This window comes from Pseudomonas sp. UFMG81, assembly GCF_015354575.1.
Lineage (GTDB): Bacteria > Pseudomonadota > Gammaproteobacteria > Pseudomonadales > Pseudomonadaceae > Aquipseudomonas.
Genome location: NZ_JACAFQ010000017.1, coordinates 95,756 through 108,720 on the forward strand (window position 1 = coordinate 95,756; position 12,965 = coordinate 108,720).

12 protein-coding genes are annotated in these 12,965 nt (G+C 65.2%); 6 read left to right on the top strand and 6 right to left on the bottom strand.

Going from position 1 to position 12,965, the window contains the following annotated elements:
• Positions 1–7: 7 nt before the first annotated feature.
• Together IX761_RS15135 and IX761_RS15140 are read right to left on the bottom strand one after the other, a co-directional pair.
• Positions 8–466 (bottom strand): bifunctional diaminohydroxyphosphoribosylaminopyrimidine deaminase/5-amino-6-(5-phosphoribosylamino)uracil reductase RibD, encoded by a 459-nt coding sequence (locus IX761_RS15135; protein ID WP_228533578.1) that lies wholly within the window; start codon positions 464–466, stop codon positions 8–10.
• 133 nt (positions 467–599) lie between these two features.
• Positions 600–1,958 (bottom strand): 8-oxoguanine deaminase, encoded by a 1,359-nt coding sequence (locus IX761_RS15140; protein ID WP_194790379.1) that lies wholly within the window; start codon positions 1,956–1,958, stop codon positions 600–602.
• Positions 1,959–2,448: 490 nt separating this feature from the next.
• Here IX761_RS15140 and IX761_RS15145 point away from each other — a divergent pair, with 490 nt between their 5' ends.
• Together IX761_RS15145 and IX761_RS15150 are read left to right on the top strand one after the other, a co-directional pair.
• Complete coding sequence (locus IX761_RS15145) at positions 2,449–2,877, top strand: TOBE domain-containing protein (RefSeq protein WP_194790380.1); 429 nt, start codon at positions 2,449–2,451, stop codon at positions 2,875–2,877.
• Positions 2,878–3,093: 216 nt separating this feature from the next.
• Positions 3,094–3,957 (top strand): sensor domain-containing diguanylate cyclase, encoded by an 864-nt coding sequence (locus IX761_RS15150; RefSeq protein ID WP_194790381.1) that lies wholly within the window; start codon positions 3,094–3,096, stop codon positions 3,955–3,957.
• Between the two features lie 10 nt (positions 3,958–3,967).
• Here IX761_RS15150 and mqo read toward each other — a convergent pair whose 3' ends face one another.
• Positions 3,968–5,527, bottom strand: coding sequence for a malate dehydrogenase (quinone) (gene mqo, locus IX761_RS15155; RefSeq protein WP_194790382.1), 1,560 nt, complete (start codon positions 5,525–5,527; stop codon positions 3,968–3,970).
• Between the two features lie 184 nt (positions 5,528–5,711).
• Here mqo and IX761_RS15160 point away from each other — a divergent pair, with 184 nt between their 5' ends.
• The 4 genes from IX761_RS15160 to yddG all read left to right on the top strand — a co-directional run bounded on the left by IX761_RS15160 (position 5,712) and on the right by yddG (position 11,127).
• Positions 5,712–6,932, top strand: a complete 1,221-nt coding sequence (locus IX761_RS15160; protein ID WP_194790383.1) for a putative DNA modification/repair radical SAM protein — start codon at positions 5,712–5,714, stop codon at positions 6,930–6,932.
• The gene (locus IX761_RS15165) at positions 6,923–7,762 is read left to right on the top strand and encodes a TIGR03915 family putative DNA repair protein (RefSeq protein WP_194790384.1); all 840 of its coding nucleotides are present in this window, start codon (positions 6,923–6,925) and stop codon (positions 7,760–7,762) included. The genes IX761_RS15160 and IX761_RS15165 overlap by 10 nt, the downstream gene beginning before the upstream one ends.
• Positions 7,763–7,963: 201 nt before the next feature.
• Positions 7,964–10,135, top strand: coding sequence for a TonB-dependent siderophore receptor (locus IX761_RS15170; protein WP_194790385.1), 2,172 nt, complete (start codon positions 7,964–7,966; stop codon positions 10,133–10,135).
• A gap of 92 nt (positions 10,136–10,227) precedes the next feature.
• Entirely contained in the window at positions 10,228–11,127 is a 900-nt protein-coding gene (yddG, locus tag IX761_RS15175) for an aromatic amino acid DMT transporter YddG (RefSeq protein ID WP_228533581.1), read from the top strand.
• On the opposite strand, the gene IX761_RS15180 is transcribed toward yddG, so the two are convergent.
• From IX761_RS15180 to IX761_RS15190, 3 genes are all read right to left on the bottom strand, one after another.
• Complete coding sequence (locus tag IX761_RS15180; RefSeq protein ID WP_194790386.1) at positions 11,069–11,725, bottom strand: helix-turn-helix transcriptional regulator; 657 nt, start codon at positions 11,723–11,725, stop codon at positions 11,069–11,071. The two genes, yddG and IX761_RS15180, sit on opposite strands and share 59 nt — an antisense overlap.
• 17 nt (positions 11,726–11,742) lie before the next feature.
• A complete protein-coding gene (locus tag IX761_RS15185; protein WP_194790387.1) occupies positions 11,743–12,378 on the bottom strand; it encodes a hypothetical protein in 636 nt (211 codons plus the stop codon).
• A 99-nt stretch (positions 12,379–12,477) separates the two neighbouring features.
• On the bottom strand, positions 12,478–12,957 hold the full coding sequence (locus IX761_RS15190; RefSeq protein WP_194790388.1) for a VOC family protein: 480 nt from the start codon (positions 12,955–12,957) through the stop codon (positions 12,478–12,480).
• Positions 12,958–12,965 lie beyond the last annotated feature (8 nt).

The following is a 12,965-nucleotide window of genomic DNA, read 5'->3' on the forward strand; positions in this document are numbered from 1 at the left end:
TGCCTCTTCAGGGCGCGCCATGAAGGTACGGGTGCAGGTCGTGGCGAGCCTGTTCGTCAAGCAGGCCAACCGTTACCTTGATGCCGGCTTTGCGCAGGATCTCGATACCTGCGCCGGCGTTGCGGGGGTCGGGGTCGAGCATCGCCACATGCACGTGTGCGATGCCCGCGCTTACCAAGGCCAAGGCGCATGAAGGTGTGCGGCCTGCAAACGAACAAGGCTCCAGCGTCACATAAGCCGTCAGGCTATCGAGGCCGGCCTGCAGTTGTGCAAGGGCCATTGCCTCTGCATGGTGCTGCCCAGGTGACTGGGTGAAACCGCTGGCAACGACCATCCCCTTGTGCACGATCACACAGCCCACCGGTGGGTTGGGCAGACAGCTCGGCAGCGCCTGCCTGCCTTGGGCCAGTGCCAGGCCCATGAACACATTGTCCGTGGCATCGAACCGGTGAATGTCGCCAGTCAATGGCATGCCTGAATCCTTGCTGATGAAATGTGCGGTGATGATACATGGGCCACGTTGCGCCCTGCGCAAGGGCGGCGCATCGCGGCTCAGGTCAATGCCATTGCGCCCCACCCGGGCGCAATGGCCTGCCGCTTTACTCGCCGAGCACCAACTGGCGGGCCAGCTGGTTGTGCCGTTCCAGCACCAGAGGCAGGTCCACAGTGGTGATGCGGCCTTTCTCGACCACCACCTTGCCGTTGATCACGCTGGTGTCGACATGGGTAGGGGTGCAGAACACCAGGGCCGCCAGCGGGTCGTGCAGGGCGCCGGCGTAAGCCACATGGCCCAGGTCGAAGGCAACGAAGTCGGCGACCATGCCCGGGGCCAAGGCGCCGATGTCATTGCGGTTGAGCACCTTGGCACCGCCGAGGGTGGCGATTTCCAGCGCCTCGCGGGCGGTCATCGCATCGGGGCCGAAACCGACCCGTTGCAGCAGCAGCGCCTGGCGCACCTCACCGATCATGCTGGCGCCGTCGTTGGAGGCCGAGCCATCCACGCCCAAGCCCACCGGCACGCCGTGGTCACGCATCTTGCGGATCGGCGCTATGCCCGAGGCCAGGCGCATGTTCGAGCAGGGGCAGTGGGCCACGCCGGTGCCGGTGCGGGCGAACAGTTCGATACCGTGCTGGTCGAGCTGCACACAGTGGGCATGCCATACGTCATGCCCGACCCAGCCCAGGTCCTCGGCGTACTCGGCTGGGGTCATGCCGAACTTCTCGCGGCTGTAGGCGATATCGTTGACGTTCTCGGCCAGGTGGGTGTGCAGCGACACGCCATGTTCGCGCGCCAGCACCGCGGCTTCGCGCATCAGGTCGCGGCTCACCGAGAACGGCGAGCACGGCGCCACCACCACCCGCAGCATCGAACCATGGCTGGCGTCGTGGTAGTCCTCGATCAAGCGCTGCGACTCCTTGAGGATGTCGCTCTCCTTCTCCACCACCGAATCCGGTGGCAAGCCGCCCTGGCTACGGCCCACGCTCATGCTGCCGCGCGCGGCGTGGAAACGCATGCCGATCTCGCCGGCGGCATGAATGCTGTCGTCAAGCTTGCAGCCGTTGGGGTAGATGTACAGGTGGTCGCTGGAGGTGGTGCAGCCGGACAGGATCAGCTCGGCCATCGCGGTCTGGGTCGATACCGCGATCATCTCGGGGGTCAACCGCGCCCAGATCGGGTACAGGTTGGTCAGCCAATTGAACAGCTCGCCGTCCTGGGCTGCCGGCACCACGCGGGTGAGGCTCTGGTACATGTGGTGGTGGGTGTTGACCAGGCCGGGGATGACCACCTTGCCGGTCATGTCCAGGACCACGTCGGCGGTCTGTGGCAGGGTGTCGCTGGGGCCGACCTGCTTGATGATGTTGTCTTCGATATACAGGCCGCCGCGTTTGATCTCGCGGCGCTCGCCGTCCATGGTCACCAGCAGTTCGGCGTTCTTGACCAGCAATGTCTTGGGCATGGGTGTTCCTCTCCCCGCTTGGGGTTTGCGTTCAACTTGAGGGTTGCACAGGCCGCCGGTTTCGCCAGGGGCGATGCGGTCGAGCGACCAGGCGGATGAATTCAGTGTGTCTGTGCAGCCAGGCGATACCGCGCACCGGGTGAACCCAGTCGGCGCAAGGCACGGGCCAAGGGCGGCGAAAGGCTCCGACGGGTGTCAGGGGGTAACGGCAGGGAGGCGGATCCGTCGTTCGTGGGTACGCGCAGTGGTGTATCGGCGTTGAACGGGTTGGGCGCATATCGCTCGATGGGGTCGAGCCGCTGTGGGTGTAGCATGGTGTTGGACCGTCGCAATACGCATCGGCGAGTGCCGCTGTCGTAGGCGCGGAACAATGTAAGCAGAATTGCAGATTCCTGTATACAAAAAACACTCAAATGGTGGCGCTGCGGTGGTATCTATACAACGAAACCTAACACCGTGGTCAGGTTTTTTCATCGTTATGGAGAATGTCATGAAAGTCAGTGCCCGCAACGTCTTCAAAGGCAAGGTGCGCGATGTGCAGCCCGGTGCCGTCAACAGCGAGGTCACCCTCGAGCTGGCCGGCGGCGAAACGCTGGTGGCGGTGGTCACCGTGCAGAGCGTCAGCAGCCTGGGGCTCAAGCCCGGCGCCGAAGCGCTGGCCTTGATCAAGGCGCCCTGGGTGATGCTGATGACTGAAGCCAGCGATATTCGCCTGTCTGCTCGCAACTGCCTGAACGGCAAGGTGGTGAAGGTCACCGAGGGTGCGGTCAACGCCGAAGTGACCCTGGAGCTCGCCGGTGGCACCCAGGTCTACGCCATCGTCACCCGCGATGCCGTGCAGGAGCTGGGCCTGGCCCCCGGCGTCAGCGCCACCGCGGTGATCAAAGCCTCGCACATCATCCTCGGCGTACCCGCCTGATGATCCAGGCCAGGGTACCTACGAGTGTCCTGGCCTGTCCCGCCCTGCACGCCCCCATCGTGAACGTCACGCACGTGCGCACGCCCGTCCATTTCCTCCACCGCTACTGGTGACAGCCGCTAACCACTGTGTATGCTGGCTGGCGCCGCGAACCGTTGCCTGGCACCCCCGCCGCAGCCCTCGCGACCGAGCCCACCGTAGCGGACTCCCCGACCCATGCCCGTTGACCTTCAAGCGCTCTACCCCAAGCTGATCCAGCTGATGCTGGACACCGTGTTCGTGGTCGACCGGGACAACACCATCGTTTTCGTCAGCAACGCCTGCGAAGCCTTGCTCGGCTACCGCGCCGACGAACTCACCGGCACCCCGATCACCCGCTACATGCACCCGGACGACCTGGAAGCGACCCGGGCCTCGATCATCCGCATCATGAACGGCCATGCCCATTTCGATTTTCGCAACCGCTACATCCGCAAGGATGGCGGTGTGGTGCACATTCTCTGGGCGGCGTTCTGGTCCGACGAAGTCGGCGCGCGGATTGGCGTGGCACGCAATATTACCGCCCTCGCCCACGCCGAGCAGGAGCTGCGCTACCTCGCCCATCACGACCCGTTGACCAAGCTGTACAACCGTTCGCTGTTCAACGACCGCCTGCAATCGGCACTGGATGCGGCCCGACGCGACGGTCGCCAGCTGGCGCTGCTGTTCCTGGACATCAATGACTTCAAGGGCATCAACGATATGCACGGGCACGCGGCGGGCGACCGGGTGCTGTGCACGGTGGCCCGGCGCCTGCAAGGCTGCGTGGATGGCAGTGACACGGTGGCGCGCATGGGCGGCGACGAGTTCACCGTGCTGCTGCCGGATATCGCCTCGCCCGCCGCCGTCGCGGAAAAGATCGCGCAGATCCTCGCGGCCATGGCCGAACCACTGGGCCCGGAGCTCGACGGCATCGGCATGCCCAGCTGCAGCATCGGCGTGGCCTGCTACCCCGCCGACGGCAGCGACGCCGACGCCCTGCTCAGCCATGCCGACGACGCGATGTACCGCAACAAGCGCCATCGCCGCGCAATGGGCTGAGCAGCCGGCATCACTCGCTGGCCGGCGCCAGCTGCAGCCACTCGTTGGTGTAGGTCCACTCCTCCTGCACCTTGTCCGGGTGCTCGTTCAGGCGAATCCCGTACGACGGAATGATCTGCCTGACCTTGGCCTGCCACTCAGGGGTGGCCAGCTTGTCCTTGAACACCTTGCCCAGCAGGTCGAGCATGATCGGCGGCGCGGTCGAGGCCCCCGGCGAGGCGCCCAGCAGGCCGGCGATGCTGCCGTCCTTCGAGGCGACGATTTCGGTGCCCAGCTTGAGTACTCCGCCCTGGTTCTCGTCCTTCTTGATGATCTGCACCCGCTGCCCGGCCTGCCACAGGCGCCAGTCCTGCTGTTTGGCCTCGGGGAAGTAAGTCTGCAGGGCGACGAAACGGTCATCGTCGGATTGCAGCACTTGGCCGATCAGGTATTGCACCAGGTCGAACTCGCGCACCCCGACCCGCACCATCGGCCAGGTGTTGTGCAGCGACATGCTGGCCATCAGGTCGAACAGCGAGCCTTGCTTGAGGAACTTGGTGGAAAAGGTGGCGAACGGCCCGAACAGGATCATGCGCTTGCCATCGAGCACCCGGGTGTCGAGGTGCGGCACCGACATCGGTGGCGCGCCGGTGGCCGCGATGCCGTAGGCCTTGGCCATATGGCGCTGGGCGAGAGCCGGGTTGTCGGTGACCAGGAACGAGCCGCCCACCGGGAAGCCGGCGTAGTCCTTGGCCTCGTCGATGCCGGACTTCTGCAGCAACGGCAGCGCCGCGCCACCGGCACCGATGAACAGGAACTTGGCGTCGGTGGCGGCGGTGCTGCCATCCTTGAGGTTCTTGTACTCGACGTGCCAGCTGCCATCGTCGTTGCGGGTGATGTTCTCGACCTCGGTGGACAGTTTGAGGTCGAAGTTGGGCCGGGTTTGCAGGTAGCCCACGTACTGGCGGGTGATCTCGCCGAAGTTGACGTCGGTGCCGATCGGCGTCCAGGTTACGGCGAGCTTCTGGTTGGGATCGCGCCCTTCCATCATCAGCGGTACCCACTTGGCGATCTGCGCGTGGTCCTCGGAGTACTGCATGGGCTTGAACAGCGGGCTGGCCTGCAGCGCCTCGTAGCGCTTCTTGAGGAAGCGGATGTTGTCGTCGCCCCAGACGAAACTCATGTGCGGCGTGGTGTTGATGAACGAGCGCGGGTTCTTCAGCACCCCTTGCTTCACCTGCCAGGCGAGGAACTGCCGGGTGATCTGGAACGACTCGTTGATCTCCACCGCCTTGCTGATGTCGATCTTGCCATCCTTCTCCGGGGTGTAGTTGAGTTCGGCCAGGGCCGAGTGCCCGGTGCCGGCGTTGTTCCAGCCGTTGGAGCTTTCCTCGGCGACCTTGTCCAGGCGCTCGACCATCTCCATCGACCAGCCTGGCTCCAGTTCGTTGAGCCATACGGCGAGTGTCGAGCTCATGATGCCGCCGCCCACCAGCATCACGTCGACCTTCTTGCTTTCGGCAGCCTGGGCCATGCCCATGGCCAGGCACAGGGCCGCAAGGGCCCAGGGGGACTTGCTGAGGATCTTCATGTGCGCTCCCTTTGCTCGAACAAACTGGAATCAAGCTTAGTCGACTGAAAGGGTCGGGTAAGTGTTCGTGTATGGGCCACAAGGTGCTCGCCGACAGTTTTGCAGTGCTCTTGAGATCGAGCGCACTTGCCTTAGGACGAATCTGCAAATACTGTATGAATACACAGCATTGCGAGCCACCCCCATGCAACTGATCGCCAAACTCGGCATCCTCGCCGACGCCGCCAAGTACGACGCCTCCTGCGCCAGCAGTGGCGCACCCAAGCGCAGCTCGCGCGGCCGCGACGGGCTGGGCGCCACCGACGGCATGGGCATCTGCCACAGCTACACCCCCGATGGCCGCTGCGTCTCCCTGCTCAAAGTGCTGCTCACCAACTTCTGCCTGTACGACTGCCAGTACTGCGTCAATCGTCGCTCCAGCAATGTGCCACGGGCGCGCTTCACCCCCGAGGAGGTGGTGCGCCTGACCCTGGATTTCTACCGGCGCAACTGCATCAGCGGGCTGTTCCTCAGCTCCGGCATCATCCGCTCGGCCGACTACACCATGGAGCAACTGATCCGTGTCGCGCGGCTGCTGCGCGAGGAGCACAACTTCCGTGGCTACATCCACCTCAAGACCATCCCCGACGCCGACCCGCTGCTGATCGAAGAGGCCGGGCGCCTCGCCGACCGCCTCAGCGTCAATATCGAACTGCCCACCGACGCCAGCCTCAAGCGCCTGGCCCCGGAAAAACAGGCCAGCACCATCCGCCAGGCCATGGCCGTGATCCACCAGGGCCAGCAGGCGGTGGCCGGCGAGCCACGTGCGCCGCGCTTCACCCCCGCCGGGCAGAGCACCCAGGTGATCGTCGGCGCCGACACCACCGACGACAGCACCCTGCTGCGCAATGCCGAGTCGCTGTACCACGGCTACGGCCTCAAGCGCGTCTACTACTCCGCCTTCAGCCCGATCCCCGACAGCCCCGGCAGCGTGCCCCTGGCCGCCCCACCGCTGCTGCGCGAGCATCGCCTGTACCAGGCCGACTTCCTGCTGCGCGGCTATGGCTACAAGGCCGGTGAACTGCTGGCCGAGCACGCCAACCTGGCGCTGGACATCGACCCCAAGCTGGCCTGGGCACTGGCCAACCGCGAGGTGTTCCCGCTCGACGTGAACCGCGCCGAGCCTGCGCTGCTGGCACGCATCCCCGGCATCGGCCTGCGCAGCGTGCAGCGCATGGTCGCCCTGCGCCGTGAACGGCGGATCCGCTACGACGACCTGATCCAGCTGCGTTGCGTGCTGGAAAAGGCTCGCCCGTTCATCGTCACCAGCGACTACCGCCCGGCCCAGGCCGAACTGCGCAGTGGCCTGCTGCGCGCCCGCCTGCGCGAACCCCAGGCGCCTGTGCAGATGGGCTTGTGGGGATGATCGCACTCGACTGCGATGACTGCTTCGCCACCTGGCGCGAGCAAGCCCGCCGCTTGCTCGGCCATGGCATCGACCCGGCCGAAGTGACCTGGGGCCAAGGCCCGATCGGCGACCTGCTGGCCATGCCCGGCGCACTGCCCGAAGGGCCGGGGCCGTTCCACGCGCGGGTACCGGCAGCGCTGCTGGCGCAACTGGAACAGGCCGGTCGCTACCGCGGCGAACAACGCTGGAACCTGCTGTACGAAGTGCTCTGGCGCGTCGCCCACGGCGACCGCACCGCCATGCTCGCCGGCGACCGCCTGGGCAGCGAGCTGCAACGGCGAATCAAGCAGGTACAGCGTGAGGCCCACCACCTGCACGCCTTCGTGCGTTTCGTGCCACTGCCGGCAACGCTGGCGGATCAGCTGCAACTGGACCTGGTGGCCTATCACGAGCCCGCTCACGACATTCTCGACTGCGCCAGTGGCCATTTCGCCGAACGCCTGGGCAAGCAGCGTTGGCTGATCGCGACACCACGTGACGGGATTCGCCACGACGGGCAAACGCTCGACTATCAACGGCACTGCCCCGAGGCTTGGCAGGCATGGGCGCGCAATGCCGAAGACCCCGGCGCCGAGCTGTGGCTCACCTACTACCGGCACACCTTCAACCCTGCCCGCCTCAACCCCGATGCCCTGCGCCAGCACTTGCCGGGCCGGTTCTGGCGGTACCTGCCGGAGGGGCCGTTGATTCCCGAACTGGTCGGCCAGGCGCGCCAGGGCAAGCAGCGCGATGGGCAGGCGTTGGCGGTAGGGTTGCTCGGTGGCAAGCGGATCGTCGCCAAGCGTTGATGCCGCTCAATCGCAGGCAAGCCAGCCCGCAGAGACCGCGCCAGGCCTGATGGCGATGGGGTGACCGGCCCATCGCTCTGTCAGATAAATGTGAAAAATTTGTGAGAAATCTGGCATACCAGACTGTTACGGCGCGACGAATCCTGACACACTTATTGCTAATCGTTCTCATAAGCACTAGCAATAAGGACAAAGCCCGGCATGTCACCGCTTCCTTCACCCCACCGCTTCACGCCCCCGCGCAACCTGCTGGCCATGGCCATCTGCATGGCGACACTCAGCCCGGCCATCGCCGCCGAACAGGCCCAAGCCGACGCACCGACGGTGCTCGAACTGGGGGCGACGGCCATCAACGACAGCCGCCTGGGCAGCACCACCGAAGGCTCGCAGTCGTACACCACCGGCGCCATGTCCACTGCCACCAAACTGCCCCTGACCATGCGCGAAACGCCCCAGGCGGTGACGGTGATCACCCGCCAGCGCATGGACGACCAGAACATGACCAGCATCAACGACGTGGCCAGGTACACCCCTGGGCTGTTCCTCAACCAGTCCAACGGCCCCGGCCGGCAGACCTACACCGCCCGCGGTTTCGACGTCGACAACATCATGTACGACGGCATCCCCAGTTCGTACACCGGTTGGGTGGTCGGCGCCCAGCCCAACCTGGCGATGTTCGACCGCGTGGAGGTGGTACGCGGGTCCACCGGCCTGGTCACTGGTGCCGGCACCCCGTCGGCGGCCATCAACCTGGTGCGCAAGCGCCCGCTGGCCGAGCAGAAGGTCACCCTGACCGGCGCCGCCGGCAGCTGGGACAACTACCGTGGCGAGGTCGACGCCTCCAGCCCGCTCAACGACAGCGGCACCCTGCGCGGCCGGGTAGTCACCTCGTACCAGGACGCCAACTCGTTTCGTGACGGCCAGGAAGACGACCACGGCCTGTTCTACGCAGTCACCGAAGCCGACCTGAGCGAAGACACCACCCTCACCCTCGGTTTCTCCCACCAGAAGGACAAGACCAACTTCTTCTGGGGCGCCATCCCCACCGACCTCACCGGCCACCACCTGGACGTGTCGCGCTCGTACAACCCGGGCACCGACTGGGAGAACAAGGACCAGGAGATCAACACCCTGTTCGCCGAGCTGCGCCACCGCCTGGCCAATGACTGGAAGCTGCAGGTCAACGCCAACTACAGCGAACAGAACGCATTGTTCCGCGGCTCGTACCAGTCGCGCTGGAACGCGGCCAAGACCCTGACCCGCACGGTCTACCAGTCCAAGCACGACGAGAACCAGCTGGGCCTGGATGCCTTCGCCAGTGGCCCGTTCGAGGCCCTGGGCCGTACCCACGAGCTGGTGGTCGGCGCCAGCAAGCGGCTGTACGACATGAACGAGGACAACTACAGCCCGTACGACACCAACTACCCGCTCAATGGCGGCAAGCCCGACTTCGTGCACACCAGCAACAACCGCTACCTGATCAATCAGGAAGGCGTGTACGCCACCACCCGCCTGAGCCTGGCCGACCCGCTCAAGCTGATCCTCGGCGGGCGCCTGGACTGGTACGACTACGACCAGCGCGACAACGACGCAGGCGACTACAAGGTGACCCGCAACGTCACCCGCTATGGTGGCCTGATCTACGACCTGGACGAGCACCACTCGGTGTATGCCAGCTACACCGACATCTTCACCCCGCAGGACGGCCGCGACGGCTCGGGCAAGCCGGTGAAGCCGATCGTTGGCAAGAACTACGAGATCGGCATCAAGGGCGAGTACTTCGATGGCGCGCTCAACGCCAGCCTGGCGGTGTTCCGCATCGACCAGGAGAACCGCCAGGTCGAGGTGAAATTGCCGGACTGCCCGCAACTGTCCTGCTTCCAGGCCTCCGGTGAAGTGCGCAGCCAGGGTATCGACTTCGAACTGCAGGGCGCACTGACCGATCACTGGCAGGTCGGTGGCGGCTACACCTACGCCCGCGTGCACACCATCAAGGACGACAACAACCCGAGCAAGATCAACAAGCCGCTCAACAGCGACACCCCCGAGCACCAGTTCAAGCTGTACACCACCTACCGCTTCCAGGGCCCGCTGGAAAAACTGCGCGTCGGCGGCGGCGTGACCTGGCAGAGCCGCATGTACAACGACATCGCGCTGGACGACGGCAGCAGCTACCGCCTGATCCAGGGGGCCTATGCGGTCACCGACCTGATGGCCGGCTACCAGGTCAGCCAGAATCTGGACCTGCAGCTCAACGCCAACAACGTGTTCGACAAGCACTACTACTCGTCGATCTCCAAGTCCGTGGACTACGGTGGCGACACCTTCGGCGACCCACGCAACTTCATGCTGACCGCCAAGTACAGCTTCTGACCCGCCTCCTGGCGCATGGACGCGCCCCTCCCGCCTTGTATACAAACTGTCTATCCGGCTAGACTCCGCACTTTTTCCAGCGGATATCGACCATGGCCAGGATCACCGCACGCAACGCCACACTCTGCGGCCTCGCCGCCATCCTGCTATGGAGCACCGCTTCGGGCCTGATCCGCAGTGTCAGCCAGCACTTCGGCGCGATCGGCGGCGCGGCACTGATCTATAGCCTCGGCGCCTTGCTATTACTTGTACTGTTGGGGCGCCCTCGCCTGCGCAAGGCTTCGCCTTTCTACCTGGTGACCGGCTCGGCGCTGTTCGTCACCTACGAGATCTGCCTGTCGCTGGCCCTGGGCTACGCCCTGGACAGTACCCAGGCGATCCAGCTGATGGTGGTCAACTACCTGTGGCCGAGCCTGACCGTGCTGCTGGCGATCGTGATGAACCGCCAGCCGGCGCGCTGGTACATCGTGCCCGGCACGGCGCTGGCGCTGTTGGGTATTCTCTGGGTGGTCGGCAGCGACGGCCTGGCGCTGCACAGCGTGCTCGCCAATGTCCACTCCAATCCGCTTGGCTACGGTCTGGCGGCCACCTGTGCGGTCAGCTTCGCGCTGTACTGCAACGTCACCCGCCGCTACGCCGACGGGCAGAACCATGTGACGCTGTTCTTCCTGCTCACCGCCGGGGTGTTGTGGGTGAAGTACACCTTCAGCCCCGAAGCCCTACCGGCCTTCACCTCCGGCGCCAGCCTCGAACTGCTGGCCGCAGGCCTGGCCATGGCCGGTGGCTACGCGTTGTGGAACCTCGGCATCCTGCGCGGCAACCTGACCCTGCTGGCCACTGCCTCGTACTTCGCTCCCGTGCTGTCCTCGGCCTTTGCCGCGCTGTGGCTGGGTGCGCATCTGGCCTTGCAGTTTTGGCAGGGCGCACTGCTGGTTACCCTGGGTTCGCTGCTGTGCTGGCAGGCGACTCGCCAGCCTCGAGCGAGCGCCTGACCGCAAAACGGCACACCTGCCCGCCACGCAGCATGCACTCCAGATGCTGGGCCTCGCCGCCGCCCAGGGTGCCGATCAGCGCCAGGTCCAGCTCGCACACCTGCGGGTGGACCTTGGCGAGATGATGGAACACACAATTGTGGGCAACGATCTCCGGTTCACCGGATGAGCGAAAGAACACCGCCGCTTCATAACCGGCCTGGTTCATGTGCTGGACGATCCGCGCCTCATCGACCACTTGCTGCTCCAGGTCCGCGGCCAATTTGCGCCCCAGGCCACGCAGCAAGGCCAGTAGCGCGTCGTTGCCGAGCAACCCGGCAACCTGATCGATCAGTAGATTGGCCAGCAACGGGTACTGACGTGGGAACAGCTCCCGAGCGTGGTCGGTAAGCTGGTGCAACTGCTCCGGTCGACGCCCGGTGGGCCGGGTGGCGCCGCGCTCGACCAGGCCGTCACGCTCCAGCGCCGCCAGGTGCTGTCGCACCGCGGTGCGGGTGATCGCCAGCGCCTGGGCCAGGTCGTCGATGCTCATGCCCGCAGGTTGACGCAAAAGCGCGTAGAGCAGGTCGCGCTGGGTACGGCCCAATCCTTCGAGCATCGCCATGGCCCTCCAGTTCAGAACTTGTCGGGGAACTGCTTGACCAGCGCCCCGGCCAAGGCGTCGGCAAGCACCAGCATGTGCTGGCGCATCATCTGCCAGGTTTGCGCTTCGCCGGTGTAGTCTGCGGCAGCGAGCTGGTCGACCTGCGCCACATGGTGACCGCCGTGGGCGCTGAGCAGGGTCAGCAGAGTCGGTTCGGGCAGGTAGGGGTTGGCCTTGGCCAGGAACGCGGCGATGGCCTTGGCATTGGCCGACAGCTCATTGACCGCCGCCTGCTGAGCGGCGTTGTCCTTGGTAACGGTGGCATCGCTGTAATGCTTGACCGCCCCCCAGTGCCCGCCCAGCAGCTTGAACAGCTGGTCGGCGGCCGGCTGGCCATACAACGGCGCAATGCTGTTGGCAATGAGGGTGGCGTTGCTCACCACCTGCTTGGCCGCCGTGTCGGCCTGCGGCCGATTACCCGCCTGGTTGGCCACGGCGTAGTTGCGAACCCAGAAGACATGCTCGACCCACAGGTCGCGCAGTGCCAGGCGGGTGGTCAACGCCGCTGCGTCCGTGGCGGGTGCGCTGCTGGTGGCGGCCAGGGCCTGGTTCCAGGCAGGCTGCGCGCACAGGGCGAGCAGCACGATTGCTGCAATCTTGATGTTCATGACGACACCCTCGAAGTGGATGACCCAACAAGGGTAATTTAAGCAGCAAAATATGTTTTTATTGGCCGCCCGCGCGAATTCAGACCAGTGGCCAGGTGCTCAGCCCCTGATGGCTTTCTCGATCGCCGCGATGTCGATCTTGCCCATCTCCATCATCGCGTCCCATGCCCGCTTGGCCGCCGCCCGGTCGTTGCCGGCGACAGCCTGGGTGAGCACCCGCGGGCTGATCTGCCACGACAGCCCCCACTTGTCCTTGCACCAACCGCAGACACTGGCCTCGCCACCATTGCCGACGATGGCGTTCCAATAGCGGTCGGTTTCTTCCTGATCGTCAGTGGCCACCTGAAACGAGAACGCCTCGCTGTGCTTGAACATAGGGCCGCCGTTGAGGCCGATGCAGGGGATGCCCATCACCGTGAACTCGACGGTGATCACATCCCCCGCCTTGCCCGACGGGTAGTCGCCGGGGGCCTTGTGCACCGCCGTCACGCGGCTGTCGGGGAAGGTACTGGCGTAGAAGTTGGCGGCCTGTTCGGCGTCATGCTCGAACCAGAGGCAGATGCTGTTCTTCGGGGCCATGTGCGGGC